Source organism: Nesterenkonia alba DSM 19423 (genome assembly GCF_000421745.1).
Lineage (GTDB): Bacteria > Actinomycetota > Actinomycetes > Actinomycetales > Micrococcaceae > Nesterenkonia > Nesterenkonia alba.
This window is the reverse complement of sequence record NZ_ATXP01000003.1, coordinates 107,198-130,476: the sequence shown is the minus strand read 5'-3', so window position 1 is coordinate 130,476 and position 23,279 is coordinate 107,198. Positions and strand designations below refer to the sequence as shown.

Below are 23,279 nucleotides of genomic sequence, written 5' to 3'. Positions count from 1 at the left end.
ACGTGCCGACGATCCGCGCCCGCTCACCCCATAGAGGACACCGACCACAGAGCATCAGCAGAAAGGCCTGAACCCCATGGCAGCAACCAGCGCCGCCGCGCGACGACGGAGCTTGAGGTTCCGTATGCGCATCGGACTGGTGGTCGCCCTGGTCATGATGCTGCTGCTGGGTGGTCGACTGTTCCAAGTCCAGGGTCTGGATCCGGAGGGCTATGCCCAGACCGCTGTCTCCGAGCGGATGAGGACTATGAGCCTGCCTGCCGAGCGTGGCGACATCGTCGATTCCCAGGGCCGGATCATCGCCACCAGTGTGGACCGTTACGACATCGTCGCCGACCCCCGTCTCACCGATGACTACCGGATCTGGGACGAGGATCTCGACCTGTACGTGCCGGTCACTGTGGAGGATACTGCTGCCGCACTCGCCGATATCCTGCCGATCTCCGAAGAGGAGATCATGGAACGGATGACCGATGACAGTCACTACTCGGTGCTCGCCCGCAGTGTCTCCCCGGAAGTACGCGCCGAGGTGATGGCCCTGCAGGCACCGGGCATCTTCGACGAACCCGTCAGCGACCGCAGTTACCCTGGCGGGCCCGTCGCCGGCTCGATCGTAGGGTTCCTGGGTGCCGATGGTCCTCTCGAAGGGATCGAGCGGGTCTATGATGAGCAGCTCACCGGAGACGAAGGCGAGCGTATCTACGAAGTCGGTGCCGACGGCGTCCGCATCCCCACGGCCACCTATGAGGACATTCCTCCCGTGGATGGCCAGGATGTCCGCCTCACCATCGACACCGACTTACAGTGGTTCGCTCAGGAAGCGATTGCGGAGAAAGCCAACGAGTACAACGCCGAGTGGGGCAACGCCACGGTGGTCGACCTCCGTGAGGGTCACGAGGGCGAAATTCTGGCGATGGCCGATTCCCAGAGCGTCGACCCTGCCGATCCCGGTGCCGCCGACGAGCTCTTCCGCCGTCCCATCGCCCTGACCCAGGACTTCGAGCCAGGTTCAGGGGGCAAATCGATCACCTTTGCAATGGCCTTGGAAGAAGGTGTGGTCAGCCCCACTGATGCGTTCACCGTGCCGTACCGGGAGACCTGGGCGGGCGAGACTATCCAAAACGCCCGTCCCCATGACGATTATGAGATGACCGCGGCGGGGATTTTTGCCCGTTCGTACAACACCGGCACCGTGATGATCGGCAACGAGCTCGACGAGCAGACCCGTTACGACTGGATGCGCCGGGCCGGCATCGGTGAACCGCTCGACATCGGACTGGGCATTGAAGCCGAATCAATCCTGCGTCCGCCGGAGGAGTGGGACGCCCGTCAGCCGATGACCACCCAGTTCGGGCAGGGCTACACCACCAGCGTGCTGCACAATGTGCAGCTCTACCAGATGCTTGCCAATGACGGGGTAAAACACCCCCTGCGCATTGTGGATGCCTACATCGACCCCGACGGGAGCGAACACTCGCTCTCCGCTGACTCCGAACGGGTCTTCTCCTCAGAGACCTCAGAGGAGATGATGCGGCTATTCGAAGGTGTAGTGGACTACGGCAGCGGCACCGGCGCGGCCATCGAAGGCTACCGGGTCGGCGGTAAGACCGGATCTGGTGAGGCAGCAGGCGACTCCGGAGGCTTCGACGGCTACACACAGTCCTTCATCGGGATGGCCCCGGTGGAAGACCCCCAGTTTTTGGTCTCTGTGACCATTCACCGTCCCGAAGGGGAATGGGGCGACTGGGAAGTCACCGACACGTTCCAGGAGATCATGAGCCACACCCTGGCCAGCTACGGGGTCCCGCCCTCCAATGAGGACTCGGAGGCCTATGATGGCTTCGTGGGAGACAGGCAGGACTATCCGTGGTAACCGGCAGCGACGCGGCTGCCGGGGCCGACGTCGGGTCGGTCGTTGAGGCGCTCACCGCCGCAGGCTATAGCCCCATCCTCACGCCCGACTCCTCAGCGGCTGAAGCCGTGCGGCTCACCGGTGCAGCCATGCGCCCCGCCGACACCCGGCCGGGAGACCTCTTCGTCGCGGTTTCCGGGGCTCGCGCCCACGGGGCCGATTTCATCACGGAGGTGAGTTCCCGGGGTGCCGCCGCGGTGTTGACCGATGCGGCCGGGGTGGCCAAAACCCGTGAAGCCCTCGGTTACCGCCTGCCGATCATCGAAGTCCAGGCCGTACGCGATGCCGCGGGCCCCGCTGCGGCGGCGGTCTACGGCACCACGGCCACCTCTGACCCCTCACTATTTGGGGTGACCGGCACCAACGGTAAGACCACCACCACGTACTTCCTGCGTTCCCTGCTGCGGACCGTCCTGGAGCCAAAGGGCCGGTCCACCGGACTGATCGGTACCATCGAGATCGCCGCCGGTGATGAGCGGATCGCCTCAGATATGACCACCCCCGAAGCGGTGGCTCTCCACGGGCTGATGTATGCCTTCCGTGCGAAGAACGTCGCCGCCGCGGCCATGGAAGTCTCCAGCCACGCGATCAGTTATAAGCGCATCTCCGGGCTCCACTACGACGTCGCAGGGTTCACCAACCTCACCCAAGATCACCTCGACCTCCACGGCACCATGGAGGGCTACTTCGCCGCCAAGGCTGAACTCTTCACCCGGGCGCGTACCCGCACCTCAGTCATCACCGTCGATGACTCCTGGGGCCACCGCATGGCCGCGGAGGCGACCGGCCGGATCGTTACCCTCGCCACGGCACCCGGGTCCTTGGCCGCTGGGGTTAAAGCCCACTGGGAGGTGCTTGACCCCGAACCGGAGGGACTCGGCACAGCCTTTACTCTGCACCACCGGGTCAGTGGAGAGCAGATCCGTACCTCCACCGCCCTTCCTGGGGATTTCAATGTCTCGAATGCGGCCCTAGCAGCGGTCATGGTGTTGGAGGCCGCCTCTGACCCGGAACGACCACAGGAATTCACACGCGAAGAAGTCGTCACAGCCCTGGCGGATCAACGACCCTTTGACGTCGCCGTCCCGGGGCGGATGCAGGTCATCGGCACCCGGCCCGCAGCCATTGTCGACTTCGCCCACAACCCCGATGCGATGATCCGTACCCTGAGCGCTGTGCGGAGGGAAACCGGCAAGCTCATCCTGGTCATCGGAGCCGCCGGAGAACGCGATGTCAGTAAACGGCCCACGATGGGTGCGATCGCAGTACGCATGGCCGATCACGTCATCATCTCCGACGACGACCCACACGGTGAAGACCCCGCACAGATCCGCGCCGGGCTGCTTGAAGGGGCCCGGGATGCCATCGCCACCGGCGAGCTGAGCACTCGGTTGGAGGAGATCAGTCCCCGCGCTGAGGCGATCGAAGCCGCCGTCGCCGCCGCAGCGGAAGAGGACACCATTCTGCTGGCGGGACGCGGTCATGAAGACCACCAAGACCTGGCAGGCCAGCGGGTCGACATTGACGACCGGACAGAGTTGGCCGCCGCGCTGCGCCGGCACGGCTTCACCCCGCTGACTCAGGAGGCCACCGCGTGATCCCGTTGACCGCCGCTGAGATCGCCGAGGCCGTCTCCGGGCGGCTGCGCGGCGTCGAGGCCCCCCACCGGCTGACCGTCACCGCCGCGGACACTGACTCCCGGCAGATGAGCCCGGGGGCACTGTTCATCGCCAAGCCGGGGGAGCAGACCGATGGGCACCACTTCATCGACGACGCCCTGGCTGCCGGGGCGGTCCTGGTGCTGGCTGAACGCGAGACCCACGCCCCAGACGGTACCGCCCACCCGGCTGTCCTCGTCGACGACGTCGTCGACGCCATGGGGGATCTGGCCGCGGAGATCGTCACCCGTATCCGGGCGCATTCACCGACCACAGTCATCGGAATCACCGGTTCCGCGGGTAAAACCACCACCAAGGATCTGCTGGCCGCTGTGCTCAGCGCAGAAGCGCCCACGATCGCCCCGCAGGGCTCTTATAACGGGGAAGTCGGAGTACCGCTGACCGTTTTCACCGCGGAACTGGACACCCGCTATCTCGTCATCGAGATGGGTGCCGATGCTCCGGGCAATATTCGCCAGCTCTGCGAGATGGTCCGCCCGGACATCGGGACAGTTCTCATGGTCGGCTCCGCTCACGCCGGCAAATTCGCCGAAGCCGGCGGAGACTGGCGTCAGGTCATCGCCGCCACTAAGGGGGAACTGGCCGAATGTGCGTCCACCCACGTCATCCTCAACGCTGATGACCCGCAGGTGGCCGCCATGGCGGAGCGCGCCCACGCGCCAGTGACCTGGTTCGGCACCGGCTCCGGAGCCGTCGGAGGCAGCCAGCACCTGTCCGTCGCCGCCGAGGATGTCCGTCTTGACGACACCGGCCGCGCCGAACTGACGCTGGTCTTCTACGACCACGCCGAGGCCGACCGCCATGCTTACCGGATCACCAGCGGGCTGATCGGTGCCCACCACGTCACCAATCTGCTGGCCGCCGCCTCCGCGGCCTGGCGCGCCGGCCTGGTTCCGACTGATATCGCTGAGCGGCTTGACGGGCTCACCGCCGCCAGCCGGTGGCGGATGGAACGTACTGACCGCCCTGACGGGGTGACGGTCATCAACGATGCTTACAACGCCAACCCCGAATCAATGCGTGAGGCGCTGAAGACCCTTGCTCGTTTGGCCCGCCCCGCAGAAGGCCCGCTCCGCCGTTCCGTCGCGGTGCTCGGCGGGATGCTCGAACTCGGTGAGCAGACCGCGGTCCGGCACGCCCAGATCGGCGAGACTGTGGTGCGACTCAACATCGATCAGACTCTGGTGGTCGGCGACACCGCCTATCCGCTCTACCGAGGGGCCATCGCCGAGGGGTCCTGGGCCGATGAGGTGCACTGGGTGCCGGATGCTGAGGCCGCCCACGCGTGGTTGAACGAGCACCTGAGCAGCGGAGACATCGTGTTGTTCAAATCCTCCCGGGATGCGGGCCTTAGACTCTTAGGCGACCGCATCGCCGAGCAGGGGAAGGACACTGTGTGATCGCCGTTGTCATCGGTGCTGCCCTTGGTCTGCTACTGACGCTGCTCGGCACCCCCCTGTTCATCAAGTTCCTCGTGGCCCGCGGCTACGGGCAGTTCATCCGTGACGACGGGCCCACCAGCCACCACGTCAAACGGGGCACTCCCACCATGGGCGGGGCGGTCATCATCCTCGCGGTCCTCATCGCCTACACGTTGACGCACGGGATTACCGTGCTGCTGACGACCGCCAGCGGTCCCACCGCCAGTGGGATGCTTCTGCTATTGCTCATGGCCGGAATGGGCTTAGTCGGGTTCTTCGACGACGCCGCCAAGATCACCAAGAAACAGTCCCTCGGTTTGGGTGCCTGGGCCAAGATCGCCGGCCAAGTCGGCGTCGGAGGTCTCTTCGCGGTGCTGGCGCTGCAGTTCCCCAACGCCCAGGGACAAACCCCGGGGTCCACGGCGATCAGTTTTGTACGGGACACTGTGGTGGATTTCGCGTTCTTCGGGCCCGTGGTGGCGGCGATTCTGTTCATCATCTGGGCCAACATCATCAACACGGCGGCGACCAACGCCGTTAATCTCACCGACGGGCTCGACGGGCTGGCCACCGGGGCCACCGCCATGGTCACCGCCGCCTATACGATCATCTCCATCTGGCAGTACAACCAGGGGTGCGGGCGTCCCCGTGCGGTTGAATCTGTCTGCTACGAGGTCCGCGATCCCATGGATATGGCCGTAGTGGCCGCGATCATCACCGGGGCGCTCATCGGATTCTTGTGGTGGAACACCTCTCCGGCGAAGATCTTCATGGGGGACACCGGTTCTCTGGCTCTGGGTGGAGCGCTGGCCGGATTCGCGATCCTCACCCAGACGCAGCTGTTGTTCATCATCCTCGGTGGGCTCTTCGTGGTCATCACCTGCTCGGTCATCATCCAAGTGGTCTACTTCAAAGCTACCGGCGGTCAACGGGTCTTCCTCATGGCGCCGCTGCAGCACCACTTCGAGCTCAAGGGCTGGCCGGAGGTGACCGTGGTGGTCCGCTTCTGGATCATCTCCGCGCTGGCCGTGGGACTGGGCATGGCGATCTTCTACGGCGAGTGGGTGCTGACACAATGAGGCGTCAGCACCCACGAGTAAGCGAATCCGGTGGGGACCCGGTGCGCCGCCGGCGCACCGGGAAGCGGCCGAGCGGGGTGCTGACACGATGACATTGACCCACCTGCGGGGTTGGGATGGCCCCTGGGCTGGGCTGCGGGTGCTCGTTGCCGGGCTGGGTGCCACCGGGTTCTCCGCGGCTGACACGCTGGCCGAACTCAACTGTCGGGTGATCGTCGTCGACGGTGCCGCCACGGACACCAAACAGCAGGACGCAGAGACACTGCGCATCGTCGGAGTGGAGGACATTCGCTTCGGTGAACCGGCCACCCGTTCTCTGGACGCGTTCGACGACGGTGCCGCACCCGACCTGGTCATCACATCCCCGGGTTGGCGCCCTGAGTCCCCTGTGATCGCTGCCGCTACTGCTGCCGGTGTGCCCGTGTGGAGCGATATCCAGCTGGCCCACCGGCTCGGGGCACGCCCGGGGGCCCGTTCCCCCGAATGGTTAACGGTCACCGGAACCAACGGGAAGACCACCACAGTGAGCTTGTTGGAGAAGATGCTGCACGCTGATGGCCGCCGCGCAGTGGCCTGCGGCAATATTGGCTTACCCATCCTGGATGCCATCCGGGACCCTGAAGGGTACGACGTGCTGGCCGTGGAACTGTCCAGCTTCCAACTGCATTACACCGAGCCACTGTCCGCCACCGCCTCAGCGGTGCTGAACGTCGCCTACGACCACATTGACTGGCACGGCAGTTTCGCAGACTACGTCGCGGCCAAGGCAAAGATTTACACCGGGACCCGGGTGGCCTGTGTGTACAACGCCGCTGACCCGCTGACCGAGCAGATGGTCGCTCAAGCCGACGTCGTCGAAGGTTGCCGGGCGATTTCGTTCACCACCGACACCCCGGATATTTCACAGGTGGGCCTCGTCGAGGATCTGCTGGTCGACCGAGCCTTCCTTCAGCAACGGCGCCACCGCGCCCTGGAGCTGGCCACCCTGGCTGACTTTGGCCCTCTTGCCCCGCAGCACCTGGTGGCCAACGGGTTGGCCGCAGCCGCCCTTGCCCGGGCCGCCGGTGTGAGTCCAGAGAATGTACAGGCCGGGATTCGGGCGTATCAGCCCGGTGAGCACCGTATCCAGCCGGTCGCCACAGCAGACGACATCCTGTGGGTCAACGACTCCAAAGCGACGAATCCGCATGCGGCCGAGGCCTCATTGAGTAGCTTCACCGATGTGGTGTGGATCGCCGGCGGACTACCCAAGGGTGTGGACTATGACCCGCTGGTGACCGCCGTTGCCGGGCGGCTGCGGCACGTGGTGCTCATCGGTGCCGATACCGCCCCGCTGGCATCCAGCCTGGCACGACACGCGCCCGAGGTGCCGGTGACCGCCGTCGGGGGAGGGGATGATGGGGTTCAGGCAATGAACGCCGCCGTGGAGGCCGCCGGAGCCGTCGCCCAGCCCGGGCAGACTGTTCTACTCAGCCCCGCGGCGGCCTCGCAGGACCAGTTCGCCTCCTACGCCGCCCGCGGCGAGGCCTTCATCGAGGCCGTCGCCCGGCGGATGACGAGGCTGGGCTTTAACGACTAGGAGACACGCGTGGACCACCGCCCGCCGCGGCTTCCGGCACGTCCGGTCTCCGATGCCGCCGTGCTCACCCCTCCCTCACCGGAGGAACCCTCTGCTGAACAGACCACACAGGGCGCCCCGCAGCTGAGCCTGGTCACCGATGTGCCCCCTGAAGCGGCGGAAACCTCTCCAGCAGACCCTGACCCCTCGGACGGTTCCGCCGGGCGAGCCTGGCGGGCTGAGCGTGCCCGTCGCCGCCGCGAACGGGTGAAGTCCTTCTGGGGGTTCTTCGAAGGCGGTAATCCGTACACCAACTACTGGCTGGTCCTGGGACCGACGATCGCCTTGGCCGGTATCGGTCTGACGATGGTGCTCTCCTCCACATCGGTGGATCCCGATGGGCAACCCTTCACCACTGCCACCCGGCAGGCCGCCTGGGCCGGTCTCGGGGTAGTAGGGATGTTCCTGATGACCCTGGTGCCCACCCGCTGGTTGGGTGGCATCGGGTGGTTGGCGATGATCTCTTCGGCGTCGATGCTCATGCTCGTAGCCTTCACCGGGCTGGGTTCTGACGGTGGCGGGTCCACCAACTGGTTGCAGATCGGTTCTGTGCGCGGACAACCTTCCGAGCTGGCCAAGCTCGCCTTGGTGCTCTGGGGTGCGGCGGTCCTGGCGAAGAAGGGCTCGTTGGTGAGTCGCTTCACCCATTGGATGATGCCGTTCGTGGCACCCGGGGCTCTGGCGGTGCTGGCCTTAGTGCTGGCCGGGGGAGACCTGGGGACCAGTATCATCATCATCCTCATCGTCGGTACGTTGCTCTTCGCTGCCGGGGTGAAGCTGCGTTACTTCGCCATCGCAGCGGCTATCGCTGCCGTCGCCGTGGCCGCCCTGATGTGGATGACCCCCTACCGTATGGCCCGGGTGAACGCCTGGCTCGGTATCAACTGTGACCACCCCACCGACCCGTGTATGCAGTCGACTCAAGGGTTCTACGCCCTGGCCTCCGGCGGGTTCTGGGGAGTGGGCCTTGGACAATCCCGGCAGAAGTGGGACTACATCCCCGAAGTCCACAACGACTTCATCTTCACCATCATCGGTGAGGAGCTGGGGCTGCTGGGCACCTTCACCGTGCTGGGGCTGTTCATGTTGCTGGTGGTGGGGGTCTTCCGCGTCGCCTCCAACACGGAGGACCGCTTCGCTCAGCTGGTCTGCATCGGCATTGCCGCCTGGCTGGTGGGGCAGGCCTTCATCAACATCGCCATGGTCACCGGTCTGCTACCGGTGGTGGGCGTACCGCTGCCGTTTATTTCCTACGGTGGCTCTGCGCTGACCTGTGCCCTGCTGGCCGTGGGGGTGGTGTTGAACTTTGCCCGCCGCCAGCGCCGCGAGGCCCGTCGCCCCACGCGCCGACGTCGCCGCGCTCAGGGGGCTAAGGGGTCTACACTGGCACCGCTGAACCAGGCCTGAGTCGATGACTGCCTGACCCACCGACCACCGAAGGGGAACCCACCAGATGACCGCTGTTTCCGTCGTCCACGCAGGAGGCGGCACAGCCGGGCACATCAGCCCCATGCTGGCCATCGCCGATGCCGTCGCCCGGCTTGAGCCGCTTGCACAGCAGACGATGATCGGCACCGCCTCCGGACTGGAGACCCGGCTGGTCCCCGCCGCCGGGTATCCGCTCTGCACCATCGAAAAGGTCCCCATGCCCCGGCGACCCACCCGGGATATGGTCACCTTCCCTGGGCGCTTCAGAAGCGCGGTGGCTGAGGCGGCACGGATTCTCCGTACCGAGGAGGCCGACGTCGTCGTCGGCGTCGGTGGTTATGTCTCCACTCCGGTCTACCTGGCCGCCAAACGCCTGGGCATCCCCATCGTGGTCCACGAGGCCAATGCCCGGCCCGGGCTGGCCAACCGCCTGGGTGCCCGGGTCGCGGCTTTCACCGGAGTGGCCTTTGAGAACACGCCCCTGAAAGGTGCCGAGCACGTGGGGATGCCGATGAGCCGGCAGATTTCTCAGTTGGACCGGGAGGCTACCCGCTCTTCTGCGCGCCGAGAGCTCGGACTCGCCGAGGACATTCCCACAGTGGTGGTCACCGGGGGATCCTCTGGGGCGTTGAACCTCAACCGGGCCGTGGCCTCCGCACTGCAGGACCTCCTCGCCACGGGAGCGCAAATCCTGCATCTGACCGGACGGGATAAAGCAGTCCTCGACGACGACGGCGTCCCCCTCACCACGGAGGGGTACCACCAGCGGGAGTACCTCGACGGGATGCACTTAGCCTACGCTGCCGCTGATCTCATCGTTGCCCGGGCCGGGGCGGCGACGGTCAGCGAGGTGGCCGCAGTGGGGCTGCCCGCGGTCTTCGTACCTCTGCCCATTGGCAATGGGGAGCAGGAACTCAACGCTCGGGGGCTGGTCGATGCCGGAGGAGCGCTCATGGTCAAGGACGAGCACTTCACCCGGGCATGGATCCGGCGCAATATTGTTCCCCTGCTGGAGGACCCGCGCCGTCTGGTCACGATGCAACAGCATTCGGCCGAACGCGGGATCACCGACGCCGATGAGCGGATGGCCACCGAGGCGCTGAAGGTGGCCACCCGATGAACCGCGTCACCACGGGGTCAGGTTCGTCCCGGGGACAGGTGCCAGGCGTCCCTGTCGTCGGGATCGAGCAGTTGGGGCGGGTGCACTTTCTGGGGCTGGCCGGGGTAGGGGTCTCCGCGGTGGCTCGGCTCATGCTCTCTGCCGGGGTGCCCATCTCCGGCACCGACGCCAAAGACCTTCCGGTGCTGGATGAGTTCCGCGCCGCCGGAGTGCCGGTGCGGGTCGGCTACGCCGCAGAAAACCTCGTCTCCGTGGAGCAGGAAACCGGCGAACGCATCGACACCATAGTCGCCTCCTCGGTGGCCCAAGCGGGCACCAACCCCGAATTCGATGCCGCCGCAGCCGCCGGAAAGCGACTGCTGCACCGGTCCGAGGGGTTGGCGGCCTGTATGGCAGCCAAACGGGGGATCGCGATCGCCGGTACCCACGGAAAAACCACAACCTCCTCCATGGTGGCCGCGATGCTGCATCACGCCGGCACCAGCCCGAGTTTCGCCATCGGAGCGACAGTGGCCGGTTTCGGCACCAACGCTGCGGCCGGCAGTGGTCAGTGGTTTGTTGCCGAGGCTGATGAATCCGATGGCACGCTGCTCAACTACGCCCCCGAAATTGCCGTGGTGACCAACGTCGAGGCCGACCATCTCGACCACTACGGCACCGCCGAGGCGGTCCACCAGATCTTCGCGGATTTCGCCGAGCGGATCCTGCCCGGCGGGGCGCTGATTCTCTGCATCGATGACCCGGGGGCGGCGTCGCTGGCCGAAAAGGTTCGCTCCCCTCTTACCGCCCGGAACGTGGAGCTGACGACCTACGGCACCGCACCCGAAGCTGACCTGACCTTGACTGAGCTGACCACTGGCAGCACCGGAGTGCAGGCGCAGTTACACTCCGGCAGCCAGAGGGCGCAACTGCAGCTTCCGGTCCCAGGGGTGCATAATGCGCGTAACGCCGCAGCCGCGGTGGCCGTAGGACTGTACTGCGGACTTCAGCTGAGCACCGCGGCAGCAGGGGTGGCCAGTTTCCGGGGCAGTTCCCGGCGCTTCGAATGGCGCGGGACCGTGGACTCCATCCGTGTCTACGATGATTACGCCCATCACCCCACCGAAGTCACCGCCGTGCTGGCAGCGGCCCGCAGCGCAGCCGACACCGGACGCGTGCACGCGATCTTCCAACCCCATCTGTTCAGCCGGACCCGTGCCTTCGCCACCGAATTCGGCACCGCTTTGGGTGCGGCCGACACCGTCAGGGTCCTGGAGATCTACCCCGCACGTGAGGAACCCATCCCGGGGGTGAGCTCCGAACTGCTGGGTCACCCGGTGCGGACCCGCGCCCAGGCAGTCGAGGAAATAGTCCAGATCGCTGAACCAGGCGACGTCGTACTCACTCTTGGTGCCGGGGATATCACCGAGCTGGGTCCGCAGATTGTCAGCGCACTGCAGCGCAGTAGAACCCACGCCGACCGCACATGATGGATACACCCGATTCAGAACCGGCCGGGGATGAGACTCCGCTGGAGTTTCCAGAACCGGAGAACGTCACCGTGCGACGTCGGCGTCGTCGTGGTGTGCTGGCGCTCGGTTCAGCGTTGGTGGCGCTGCTGGCCATCGTGGCGGTGCTCTACTTCTCTCCGGCCCTGGAGGTCAGGCAGGTCGAGGTCTCCGGCAACGAGCTGCTCACCGATGCCCGTGCTGCAGAACTCACCGCCGATCTCCACGGCAGACCGCTGCCCCAGGTGAGTACTGCCGATGTTCATGCCCTGCTCGCCGAAGAGAACGTCGTCGCTGAGGTGGAGACCCATGCGGAGCTTCCGCACACTCTGCATATTGAGATCACCGAACATCCACCGGTGGCAGAAGTCCAGGACGACGACGCCGTGCGCTACTACAACGAAGACGGTGAGGTGATCCGCGAATTCACCGGAGCCGAAAGTCTCGACGCTGAGGACTACGCCACCCCGGAGATTTCCGCGGACGCAGCCTACGAAGACGACGTCGTCTTCTCCGCTATCGTCTCTGTGCTGGGACAACTGCCCGAGTCGGCTCGGGCCCGGCTCGACGAGGCCGCCGCCGACTCCGCCGATTCGGTGACCCTGCACCTCGATGACGGACGTGCGGTGGTGTGGGGAAGTGATGAACGCTCCCAGGAGAAGGCCGCGGTGCTCACCGCCATCCTCGAATCCGAGGCCGAGGAGTTCACAGAGGCTGAGGTCATCGATATCTCCACGCCCGAGGCCCCGGTTACCCGCTGAATGCGCTGCGGACCAGTACCCTAGGGGGACAAGAACCCTCCCGCGGGTCAGCGGCGTCAGTTGAGGTTCAAGTGCAACTTGAACGTTGCCGGTCCCGGAGGCGCAACAGAACAATGGCATCTGTCACGGAGGCTCCCGGCCCCACCGGCCAACGGTGGGTCGAAGAGCCGGCGCCGACAGCTGTACCGTGTGGCCAAGGCCGATGCATCCGCGAACTGCATCGGAGGAGGCAGCGGCGGCTGTCGGCGGGCAACGCAGTGAGGAGCCGGCCATCTTCCGCCGGGGTCTCCGTGCACATATCGAGACTTTTCGAGAGCTAAGGGACACATACACGTGGCAGCACCGAACAACTACCTGGCCGTGATTAAGGTCGTCGGCATCGGCGGCGGCGGCGTCAACGCCGTCAACCGCATGATCGAGGTGGGCCTGCGCGGCGTGGAGTTCATCGCCATCAACACCGATGCCCAGGCGCTGCTGATGTCTGATGCCGACGTGAAGCTCGACGTCGGCCGTGAACTGACCCGTGGCCTCGGCGCCGGAGCGAACCCCGAGGTGGGACGCCAGGCAGCCGAGGACCACTCCGAGGAGATCGAAGAAGTTCTCCGCGGGGCCGATATGGTCTTTGTCACCGCCGGCGAGGGAGGCGGAACAGGAACCGGTGGGGCGCCCGTGGTGGCCCGTATCGCCCGCAGTCTCGGCGCACTGACGATTGGTGTGGTGACCCGCCCCTTCACTTTCGAAGGTCGGCGCCGCGCCACCTCCGCCGAACAGGGCATCGAAGCGCTCCGTGATGAAGTTGACACTCTCATCGTCATCCCCAACGACCGGTTGCTGTCCATCAGCGACAAGAACGTCTCGGTGCTGGACGCTTTTCGGTCCGCTGACCAGGTGCTGCTCTCCGGTGTTCAGGGGATCACCGACCTCATCACCACTCCCGGGCTCATTAACCTTGACTTCGCCGATGTGAAATCTGTGATGCAGGGGGCCGGCTCGGCCCTGATGGGCATCGGCTCGGCCAACGGTGAGGATCGGGCCGTCAAAGCCGCCGAGCTGGCCATCGCTTCCCCGTTGCTGGAAGCCTCCATTGACGGTGCCCACGGAGTGCTGCTGTCCATCCAGGGTGGCAGTGACCTCGGCCTCTTCGAAATCAACGAGGCCGCCCGTTTGGTCCAGGAAGTCGCTCACCCCGAAGCCAACATCATCTTCGGTGCTGTCATCGACGACGCCCTCGGTGATGAAGCACGGGTGACCGTGATCGCCGCCGGCTTCGACCAGGCCGATGTCACCTCGAAGCCTGCTGCTCCGCCCACGGCCGCTCCTCAGCGCAGTGCTTCTCCGGTGCCGCCGGTGGCTGGGGCGACCACTGCAGCCGGTGTCTCCGCTGCCTCACAGGACACGGCCCCCACGCCGCGGTTTGAGGAGAGCTCTCAGCAGAGCGAAGGGCAACAGCGCGAAGAACTGCCCGAGGTGTTGGAATCGGATTACACCGGCAGCAAGGATGAAGACGATCTCGACGTCCCTGACTTCCTGAAGTGAGTCACTGCTGAAGTACCACTGATCTTCTGGCGAGAACCTTCCCATCACAGCGCAGGTGGGGGCTGGACCACAGGTGACGGTCCGGCCCCCACAGCCTGTCTGTCACCGAGCTGTCTGCCACCGAGGTGAACACCCGTGCCCCGGGACCGAGGGCGTACGCGGCCACCGAGGCGGGCTGAGAGCCGAGCGAGGGACAGCACGCTGCGAAGACCTGGAACAATAGAGGCCGTGACCCGCACCGTACCGCGTGAGAACTCTCCCTTCTGGTGGCAGGCCGACTGGCGGCAGGCTGGTGGGCGGCACGCTGAATCCCGTGGGCTGCGACTGGGGTTCACCTCCGTCACCGCAGGTAACTTAGGCCGCCACGTGGGAGATCCGCAGGACGCCGAGGCCAACCGCCGAGCCCTGGAACGTCACCTGGGTCAGCCCACCGGTACCTTGCAGTTTCTGCACCAGACGCACTCCGCCGACGTCGTGGACGCTTCCACCTACCCATCCGGCGGTCCTGCTTCCACCGGTGACGCCTGGATCTCACCCACAGGCCAGCACGCATTGGCCATCCTGGTGGCCGACTGTTTGCCCGTGCTCTTCACCGCCGAGGGCCGCGGTGGAGCCCTGCTGACCGCTGCCGCGCACGCCGGCCGCCCCGGGTTACTGGCAGGGATCCTCGACAACACCCTCCAAGCGCTACGTGAGGCCGGAGCCGAGCGGATCACTGCGTGGATCGGTCCCGGAGCCTGCGGACAGTGCTACGAGATCCCCGAGGATATGGTCGCAGAGATTGCCGCTGAGCGTCCGGCCATCCGTTCTCAGACCCGGTGGGGGAGTGCCGCTTTGGACTTGCGTGCCGAGGCGGTGCGTATCCTCACCGCCGCCGGAGCCGACGTCGTCGACCTCGGAGGATGCACCATTGAGGACCCCCGGCTGTTCTCCCATCGCCGCAGTCAGCAACAGGGCGAACCTGCCGGACGCATTGCCGCAGTGATCTGCCCGAGCCGGTGATCTTTCCTGATCCGGGCCAGCACAGTCTCGGGGTGACTATCCTGGTCATCGATGGAGGCACACACCGAACCGGACCGCACTGCACAGGCTGAACCCCACAGGCGGCCTGAAGTCCCTGGGCAGGCTGAACCCCCGGTGCAGCCTGAACGCCCTGCGCAGCCGCACCAGGCTGGACCGTCTGAGCACACTGCGTCGCACGGACGTACTGCCCAGTTGAGGCAGAACCTACAGCGGGTTCAGGCGCGGATTCAGACGGCTACTGCGGCTGCTGGCTGGACTACGCCGGTGGAGCTCATTGTGGTGACAAAGTACTTCCCTGCCGCGGATGTCCAGCGGCTGCACAGCTTGGGGATCCGTGACATCGGGGAGAACAAAGACCAAGAGGCCGCGGCCAAGGCTGCCGATGTCGGCCAGCTGGCGGGGCTGCGCTGGCACTTCATTGGCCAATTGCAATCCAATAAAGCCAAGTCCGTGGCCCGTTACGCCACCGCAGTGCACTCCGTGGACCGGCCCAAACTGGTCACCGCCCTGAGCAAGGGCGTGGCAGCGGCCTTCGATGCCGGAGAGCGTAGCCAGCCACTGGAATGCTTCATCCAAGTTGACCTCAGAGACCCCGTCGGTGAGGACAACCGCGGAGGTGCAGCCCCGGAGCGGATCCCTGCACTGGCTGAGGCGATCGCTGAGGCCGAGGGGTTACACCTGGCCGGGCTGATGGCTGTTGCGCCCTTAGATGAACCACCGGGGGAGGCCTTCGCCCGGTTAGCTGCGTGCGCACAGAGACTTCGGGCAGAGCACCCAGAGGCCACAGCCATCTCAGCGGGAATGAGTCACGATCTCGAAGAAGCCCTCGCCCATGGTGCGACACACCTGCGTATCGGACGGGATGTTCTCGGTGAGCGCGACCACTCCAGGTAGTCTCAGAACCGCTCGCAAGCGACAACCTTCCCCAGGAGCGTGAGTTATGGCCGGTGCATTTAAGAAGACGATGATCTACCTCGGTTTGGCCGATGGAGACGACTACGCTGAGGAGAGCTTCGGAACGGAGCAGCCAGCCGCGGGTCGTGAGCAGCGCGGCGGCACCGCCACCGCAGTGCGCGAAGCCCCCGCACGCCCCACTGCCGCGGGCGGAGGACACAGTGCAGCACCAGCCCAGCACCAGCCCACCGGTGCCGTGGTTTCCCTGGCAGAGAAGCAGGGGGAAGCCGGCGAGCAGCACCAGACCACTGGCGCCTACAACCGGACCAACCTCGCCGTCGATCCGGACTACCGTGCTCCGGTCACCCCCATTAAGCGTGCCCCCTCCTCCCGGGATGAGAACGAGCCTATGCGAAAGATCACCACTGTCCACCCGCGCTCCTACAACGACGCCAAGATCATCGGTGAGTCCTTCCGCGAGGACATCCCCGTCATCATGAACGTCACCGAAATGGGGGAAGCCGAAGCCAAACGCTTGGTTGACTTCGCCGCCGGTCTGGTCTTTGGGCTTGGTGGATCCATCGAACGGGTGACGAACAAAGTCTTCCTGCTGACCCCGAAGAACGTCGAAGTGCTCGCCGAGGAGCAGGCCGCCGCGGCCGAGGAAACCGGCGCCAAGTTCTTCAACCAGAGCTGAAACCGGTACGCTAGGCGTCTGTGGATCTCATCACCGCACCGCTGTACCTGCTGCTGGTTCTCTACCAGTTCGCATTGGTCACCCGGATCATTTTCGACATCAGCACTCAGTACGCCCGGCATTGGCGCCCCCAGGGGCTGGTGCTCATTCTGGCGGTCAGTGTCTATGCGGTCACCGACCCGCCGATTAAGTGGCTACAACGGAAGATTCCACCCCTGAATCTGGGCGGCATCGCCCTGGATATGGCGTTTATCATCGTGTTCCTGGCCGTGATTATCGGTCAGGGCGTGGTGCGCGCCATCGCCTGACCTGCGGGATCGGCGGCAAGGGGGTCCGATCCGTTGAAACCCCGACTTGAAGGTTAGGGTCGAGGGTGAAATTCCGCTGTGGGTATTCTGAGGCCTGATCCTGCTCACCGGCATGAGGCCACTGACGATGAGGTGACTGACGTATGGCTTTGACGCCCGAAGATCTCCTGAACAAGGAGTTCCCGGAGACCAAATTCCGTCCTGGGTATGACAAGGACGAAGTAGACGACTTCCTCGACGAGGTGGTCGTCGAATGGCGGCGCCTCATCCAGGAGAACGAGGACCTCAAGGCCCAGGTGGCTCAGCTCGAGGAACAGCTCGACAACAACCCCAGCGTCGTCGAGCCCGATGAGCTCAAAGACGCCGGGCTCTCCGGTTACGCCGGCACCACGGGGGAAGAGACCGGCACTTTCGAGGCCGTCGTTGACGAGGAGCCAGAGCCCGAGCAGACGGCCGAAGAGCCCGAACTCAAGGCCGACCCGAACGTCACCGCCTACCCCGAGTACGCCCTCGGCACCCGTCCTGCCCAGGAGCGTCCCCAGCCCGCTGCGGAGACCTCCGCCGAGGCCGGCCTCGAGGACCAGGCCACCTCTGCAGCCGGAGTGCTGGCCATGGCGCAGAAGCTGCACGACCAGTACGTTGCCGAAGGTGAGCAGACTCGTGCGGCCTACATCGCCGAGGGTGAGCAGACCCGTGCCGCGTACATCGAAGAGGGCGAAACCAAGCGCGCCGAGTTGATCCACGACGGTGAGACCAAACGTGCTCAGCTCATCGAAGAGGGCACCACCAAGCGGGACGAGCTCATCGCCGAGGGTGAGGCCAAGCGCACTGAGATCATCACCGACGCCGAGACCCGTGCAGAAAACATGATCGAAGAGGCCGAGCTGACCTCCACTCGTACTCTCAACGCCTTGGAGCGGAAGAAAGCCGACTTGGAGAGCAAGGTCTCCGAGCTGACCGGTTTTGAACGTGACTACCGGGCGCGGCTGAAGGACTACATCGAATCCCAGCTCAATGAACTGAACTCCAAGGGTTCCATCGAAAAGGAAGCCTCCGGGGCGTAAAATGGAGGGGATGCCCACATCCCCGTCACGACCCAGCCGCAGGGCCGCGCTCCTCCTCGCCGGGGGGATCGCGGCCCTCGCCTTTGCCCTGGACCAAGCCACCAAGTTCTGGGTGGAAGCCACCCTCGAACTCGGTGAACAGATCGAGGTCCTCCCGCCGGTGCTCTACTGGCGCCACCACCTCAACCCCGGTGCCGCCTTCTCCATGGGCACTGACCACACCTGGATCTTCACCCTCATTCAGGCCGCAGTGCTGCTGTTCACCCTGTGGTACTCCCGTCGACTGGGCGGATCGTGGCTCTGGGCTGCAGCTTTGGGCGGTCTGGCCGGTGGGGTGGCCGGCAACCTCACCGACCGGCTCTTCCGGCCGCCCTCTTTGGTTCAGGGCAGCTTTGAACAGTTCGGCCAGGGGCACGTGGTGGATTTCATTGCGGTGCCGCATTTTGCCGTGTTCAATATTGCGGACTCATTCATCGTCTGCTCGATCATCGCCCTATGCGCCATGATGCTCTTCGGACTCAACCCGGACGGGACACGGGCAACGAAGAAGGCCCAGGATGAGCCGGCGCGGGACCAGGCGCCTGCGCCGGAGGACACCACCGAATGACACCGGCTGAGACCGTGGAGGTCCCCGAAGAGCTCAGTGGGCAGCGGGCCGACGCCGTCCTGGCCGTTGTGTGCGGAGTCTCTCGTTCAGAGGGAGCCGGTTGGATCGCTCAGGGTCGAGTGAGGGTCCCGACAGGCTCTGGGACGCAGGCGTGGCGGAGTGTGAAGAAATCCGAGAAGCTAGCTGCCGGCACGGTGCTGCGCTTGGACCGCCCGGAGCCTGAAGAACTGTTAAAGGTGGAGCCCGTGGAGAACCTGACCGTACTGCACGAGGATGCCGACGTCGTCGTCGTGGACAAACCCGTGGGTGTGGCGGCCCATCCCTCACCCGGGTGGCACGGCCCCACCGTCATTGGGGGTCTGTTGGCCGCCGGTATCGAGATCTCCACCTCAGGGGCGCAGGAGCGTCGCGGCATCGTTCACCGGCTCGACGTCGGCACCTCCGGGGTCATGGTCGTCGCGAAGTCTGAGCGCGCTTACACCCTGTTGAAGAGTGCGTTCCGAGAGCGCACCCCGCAGAAGACGTATCACGCCCTCGTACAGGGGCTCCCCGACCCCACCGAGGGGACGATTGACGCCCCCATTGGCAGGCACCCGGGTCACGATTGGCGCTTTGCCGTGGTCGAAGACGGGCGGGCGGCCCGAACCCACTACGAGCTCATTGAAGCCTACGGGCGGGCCAGCCTGATGAATGTGGCCCTGGAGACCGGGCGGACTCACCAGATTCGGGTGCATTTCTCCGCACTGGGGCACCCCTGCTGCGGGGACCTCACCTACGGTGCCGACCCGCGGCTTGCCGCCGATCTCGGTTTGACTCGCCAGTGGTTACACGCCGTGCGGTTGGGTTTTACCCACCCCGGCACCGGAGAAGACGTCAGTTTCAACAGTGACTATCCGCAGGATCTGCACCAGGCACTTGAGATCCTGAAACGCTAGAGCACGATGTCCGACCCGCTTGGCATGATGGAGGCCAGCACGGGCCCAGACCACCTATGGGAGAGGGAGCAGTGAGCGGCAGCTTCGTACACCTGCACAACCACACCGAATACTCGATGCTCGATGGGGCCGCGAAGATCGACGAGCTCTTCGCAGAGACCAAACGCCTGGGTATGGACGCCATTGCCATGACCGACCACGGGTACCTCTTCGGCGCCTATGAGTTCTGGAAGAAAGCCCAGGAATACGACGTCAAGCCGATCATCGGTCTAGAGGCCTACCTGACGCCCGGAACGCACCGCACCGACCGGACCCGCGTGCGGTTTGGGGACGGCGTCGATGACGTCTCCGGGACCGGTGCCTACACCCATATGACGATGTGGGCCCGCAGCACCGCCGGAATGCACAACCTCTTCCGTCTGGGCTCGCGGGCCTCCATGGAGGGTCACTTCTACAAGCCGCGCGCCGACCGTGAACTGCTCTCCCAGTACGCCGATGGGCTCATCGCCACGACCGGTTGCCCCTCCGGGGAAGTGCAGACCCGGTTGCGCCAGGGTCAGTATGAGGAGGCGAAAAAGGCCGCCAGTGACTTCCGGGACATCTTCGGTGCGGAGAATTTCTTCTGCGAGATCATGGATCACGGCAACCAGATCGAAGCTCGCACCAAAGCGGATCTGCTGCGTTTGGCCAAGGATCTGAATCTGCCGTTGGTGGCCACCAATGACCTGCACTACACCCACGAGCACGATGAGCACACCCACGGTGCCCTGCTGTGCCTGCAGACTGCCGCCACGCTCGATGACCCCAACCGGTTCAAATTCGAAGGTTCGGGGTATTACCTGAAGCCCGCGGAGATGATGCGGGAACTATTCAAGGAGTTCCCCGAGGCCTGCGACAACACCCTAGCCATTGCGGAGCGCTGCGAAGTTGACTTCACCGAGCAGTCCGGTGCCTACATGCCGCAGTTCCCCGTGCCGGAGGGTGAGACCGAGGAATCGTGGTTCGTCAAGGAGGTGGAGAAGGGTCTCCACTACCGTTTCCCCGACGGTATCCCCGATGAAGTCCGCGAGCAGGCGAAGTATGAGATGGGTGTCATCACCCAGATGGGGTTCCCCGGGTACTTCCTGGTGGTGGCGGACTTCATCAACTGGGCCAAGGAGAACGGGATCCGCGTGGGCCCGGGCCGTGGGTCGGGGGCGGGTTCCATGGTGGCCTATGCGATGCGTATCACCGACCTCGATCCTCTGCAGCACGGGTTGATCTTCGAACGCTTCCTCAACCCGGACCGCGTCTCCATGCCGGACTTCGATGTCGACTTCGACGACCGGCGCCGCTCTGAGGTCATCGACTATGTCGTGAAGAAATACGGTGACGAACGTGTCGCGATGATCGTGACCTACGGCACCATTAAATCCAAGCAAGCCCTGAAAGATGCCGCCCGTGTGATGGGCGAACCCTTCCAAACTGGAGAGAGACTCTCCAAGGCGATGCCGCCTGACCAGCAAGGCAAGCCCATGCCGTTGGGCGACATCTATGACGAGAACTCCAGCCGTTATCCGGAGGCCGGGGAGTTCCGCGAACTGGTCGATGGCGACCCCCGGCTGAAGGAAATCTTCTCCCTCGCCTCGGGTCTGGAAGGCCTGAAGCGTCAGTGGGGGGTGCATGCGGCCGGGGTCATCATGTCCTCTGATCCGCTGATCGACATCATCCCGCTGATGAAGCGGGAACAGGATGGGGCGATCATCACCCAGTTCGACTATCCCATCTGTGAGGCCCTCGGGCTCATCAAGATGGACTTCCTCGGGCTACGTAACCTGACGATCATCTCCGACGCCCTGGAGAACGTGAAGCAAAACAAGGGGGTGGAGATCGACCTGGAGACCCTTGAGCTCGATGACCGGCCTTCCTACGAGCTGTTGGCCCGGGGCGACACCCTAGGGGTCTTCCAGCTCGATGGGACCGGAATGCGTAGCCTGCTGCGACAGATCCGCCCCGACCACTTTGAGGACATCTCCGCGGCCCTGGCGCTTTACAGGCCCGGTCCCATGGGGGCCAACTCCCACATCAACTACGCCTTGCGGAAGAACGGTCAGCAGAAGGTCACCCCGATCCACCCGGAGTTGGAGGAGCCGCTGGCCGAGATCCTGGACACCACCTACGGGCTTATCGTCTACCAGGAGCAGGTCATGGCCATTGCTCAGCGGTTGGCCGGGTACTCGTTGGGACAAGCGGATCTGCTCCGCCGCGCCATGGGGAAGAAGAAGAAATCTGAGCTGGATAAGCAAAAGGTCGGGTTCTTCGAAGGGATGAAAGCCAACGGCTATTCCGAAGAGGCTACCCAGACGCTCTGGGATATTTTGCTGCCCTTCTCCGACTATGCCTTCAACAAGGCGCACACGGCCGCCTACGGGCTGGTGGCGTATTGGACGGCCTATTTGAAGGCTAATTACCCGGCTGAGTATCTCGCAGCACTGCTGACCAGTGTGGGGGAGAACCGGGACAAACTGGCCATGTACCTCTCGGAGGCGCGGCGGATGGGCGTCACGGTGACCCCACCGAGTATCAACGACTCCGACCTGACGTTCACTCCGGTCGGTGATGACACGATCCGCTTCGGTATGGGGGCAGTACGGAACGTGGGGGCCAATGTCGTCGCCGGGATTGTCGATGCCCGGCAGGAGAAAGGCGCCTACACGTCCTTCACCGATTTCTTCAGCAAGGTGCCCTCCCAGGTGTGCAATAAGCGCACAGTGGAGTCGCTCATCAAGGCCGGAGCCTTCGATGAACTGGGGCACACCCGGCGCAGTCTGGTCGCCGTACATGAGCAAGCGATCGACCAGGCGGTGAAGAAGAAGAAGGACTCCGAACAGTATGAGACGGATATTTTCGGGGCCTTCGCCACCGGGGATGAGGACGAGGCCGATGCTTTCGACCACGTCCAGGTACCGGAACTGCCCGAATGGGACAAGAAGGACAAACTTGCCTTCGAACGCGAAATGCTCGGGCTCTATGTCTCCGACCACCCGCTTTCTGGGCTCGAACGAACCCTCAACACACACGCCGACCGGTCAGTGGCCTCAGTGACCAGCGAGGATGGTCCGCCCGACGGCGCTACGGTGACGATCTGCGGGATGATCACCTCTCTGCAACGTAAGGTCGCCAAATCCTCCGGCAACCCCTACGCCCGGGCCGAGATCGAAGACCTCGGTGGCACCGTGGAGGTCATGTTCTTCGGGAAGGTGTACCAGGCGGTCTCCATGGTGCTGGCCGAGGACCTCATCGTGGCGATTAAGGGGCAGATCGACCGGCGGGAGGACGGGGGCGTGGCCATCCGCGCGATGGACGTCACCGTCCCAGAGATCAACGACGACGGCGTCTCGGGCCCTGTTGTGCTCCAGTTGCCTGTGCAGCGAGCCACTGAGGCCACTGTGCGGGAGCTGGGGGAAATTCTCACCTCACACAGCGGCCCCTCCGAGGTTCAGGTCCGGTTGGTGACCGGAGAGAATGTGCAGATCATGCGTCTGGGGCAGGACTACTGTGTGACTCCCTCGCCGGCGCTCTACGGGGACCTCAAGGCGCTTTTGGGACCCACCTGCCTGAAAATCTGACGACAGGGTCGGATCACTGCAGCGCTCCACACCATATGTAGTGGCGTTGGGGTTTGTGGGCACAAGATGTTGTGGGTACACTCCTGTTCATAGGGAGAGGAG

18 protein-coding genes are annotated in these 23,279 nt (G+C 64.7%); all 18 read left to right on the top strand.

The features are described 5' to 3' along the window. Positions 1-76: 76 nt before the first annotated feature. The 18 genes from H578_RS0103525 to dnaE all read left to right on the top strand — a co-directional run bounded on the left by H578_RS0103525 (position 77) and on the right by dnaE (position 23,177). Positions 77-1,873 carry a peptidoglycan D,D-transpeptidase FtsI family protein gene (locus tag H578_RS0103525; protein WP_028463898.1) on the top strand — a complete coding sequence of 599 codons (1,797 nt, stop codon included), beginning with the start codon at positions 77-79 and terminating at the stop codon, positions 1,871-1,873. Next, positions 1,867-3,510 (top strand): Mur ligase family protein, encoded by a 1,644-nt coding sequence (locus H578_RS13015; protein ID WP_022872322.1) that lies wholly within the window; start codon positions 1,867-1,869, stop codon positions 3,508-3,510. Before H578_RS0103525 ends, H578_RS13015 begins: the two co-directional genes overlap by 7 nt. Continuing rightward, positions 3,507-4,991 carry a UDP-N-acetylmuramoyl-tripeptide--D-alanyl-D-alanine ligase gene (locus tag H578_RS0103515; RefSeq protein ID WP_022872321.1) on the top strand — a complete coding sequence of 495 codons (1,485 nt, stop codon included), beginning with the start codon at positions 3,507-3,509 and terminating at the stop codon, positions 4,989-4,991. Before H578_RS13015 ends, H578_RS0103515 begins: the two co-directional genes overlap by 4 nt. Next, positions 4,988-6,091: a phospho-N-acetylmuramoyl-pentapeptide-transferase gene (gene mraY, locus H578_RS0103510; protein ID WP_022872320.1), complete on the top strand. Its 1,104-nt coding sequence runs from the start codon at positions 4,988-4,990 to the stop codon at positions 6,089-6,091. Before H578_RS0103515 ends, mraY begins: the two co-directional genes overlap by 4 nt. A gap of 88 nt (positions 6,092-6,179) precedes the next feature. Beyond that, on the top strand, positions 6,180-7,670 hold the full coding sequence (gene murD, locus H578_RS13010; protein ID WP_022872319.1) for a UDP-N-acetylmuramoyl-L-alanine--D-glutamate ligase: 1,491 nt from the start codon (positions 6,180-6,182) through the stop codon (positions 7,668-7,670). A gap of 9 nt (positions 7,671-7,679) precedes the next feature. Further along, positions 7,680-9,116: a putative lipid II flippase FtsW gene (gene ftsW, locus H578_RS13005; protein WP_022872318.1), complete on the top strand. Its 1,437-nt coding sequence runs from the start codon at positions 7,680-7,682 to the stop codon at positions 9,114-9,116. A 46-nt stretch (positions 9,117-9,162) separates the two neighbouring features. After that, positions 9,163-10,257 (top strand): undecaprenyldiphospho-muramoylpentapeptide beta-N-acetylglucosaminyltransferase, encoded by a 1,095-nt coding sequence (gene murG, locus H578_RS0103495; protein WP_022872317.1) that lies wholly within the window; start codon positions 9,163-9,165, stop codon positions 10,255-10,257. Beyond that, entirely contained in the window at positions 10,254-11,726 is a 1,473-nt protein-coding gene (murC, locus tag H578_RS0103490; RefSeq protein ID WP_022872316.1) for a UDP-N-acetylmuramate--L-alanine ligase, read from the top strand. The genes murG and murC overlap by 4 nt, the downstream gene beginning before the upstream one ends. Next, positions 11,723-12,505 carry a cell division protein FtsQ/DivIB gene (locus tag H578_RS0103485; RefSeq protein ID WP_084709875.1) on the top strand — a complete coding sequence of 261 codons (783 nt, stop codon included), beginning with the start codon at positions 11,723-11,725 and terminating at the stop codon, positions 12,503-12,505. The genes murC and H578_RS0103485 overlap by 4 nt, the downstream gene beginning before the upstream one ends. Positions 12,506-12,838: 333 nt before the next feature. Further along, positions 12,839-14,041, top strand: coding sequence for a cell division protein FtsZ (ftsZ, locus tag H578_RS0103480; RefSeq protein WP_022872314.1), 1,203 nt, complete (start codon positions 12,839-12,841; stop codon positions 14,039-14,041). Positions 14,042-14,269: 228 nt separating this feature from the next. Next, entirely contained in the window at positions 14,270-15,043 is a 774-nt protein-coding gene (locus H578_RS0103475) for a purine nucleoside phosphorylase YfiH/LACC1 family protein (protein WP_022872313.1), read from the top strand. Positions 15,044-15,256: 213 nt separating this feature from the next. Further along, a complete protein-coding gene (locus tag H578_RS13000; RefSeq protein ID WP_033420242.1) occupies positions 15,257-15,958 on the top strand; it encodes a YggS family pyridoxal phosphate-dependent enzyme in 702 nt (233 codons plus the stop codon). 46 nt (positions 15,959-16,004) lie between these two features. Beyond that, positions 16,005-16,655 carry a cell division protein SepF gene (locus H578_RS0103465; protein ID WP_022872311.1) on the top strand — a complete coding sequence of 217 codons (651 nt, stop codon included), beginning with the start codon at positions 16,005-16,007 and terminating at the stop codon, positions 16,653-16,655. 20 nt (positions 16,656-16,675) lie between these two features. Then, positions 16,676-16,963 carry a YggT family protein gene (locus H578_RS0103460; RefSeq protein ID WP_022872310.1) on the top strand — a complete coding sequence of 96 codons (288 nt, stop codon included), beginning with the start codon at positions 16,676-16,678 and terminating at the stop codon, positions 16,961-16,963. 143 nt (positions 16,964-17,106) lie between these two features. Then, positions 17,107-18,027, top strand: coding sequence for a DivIVA domain-containing protein (locus H578_RS15430; protein WP_022872309.1), 921 nt, complete (start codon positions 17,107-17,109; stop codon positions 18,025-18,027). 10 nt (positions 18,028-18,037) lie between these two features. Further along, positions 18,038-18,634 carry a signal peptidase II gene (locus H578_RS0103450; protein ID WP_028463895.1) on the top strand — a complete coding sequence of 199 codons (597 nt, stop codon included), beginning with the start codon at positions 18,038-18,040 and terminating at the stop codon, positions 18,632-18,634. Beyond that, entirely contained in the window at positions 18,631-19,569 is a 939-nt protein-coding gene (locus tag H578_RS0103445) for an RluA family pseudouridine synthase (RefSeq protein WP_022872307.1), read from the top strand. The genes H578_RS0103450 and H578_RS0103445 overlap by 4 nt, the downstream gene beginning before the upstream one ends. Positions 19,570-19,625: 56 nt before the next feature. Next, the gene (gene dnaE / locus H578_RS0103440) at positions 19,626-23,177 is read left to right on the top strand and encodes a DNA polymerase III subunit alpha (protein ID WP_022872306.1); all 3,552 of its coding nucleotides are present in this window, start codon (positions 19,626-19,628) and stop codon (positions 23,175-23,177) included. Positions 23,178-23,279: the final 102 nt, after the last annotated feature.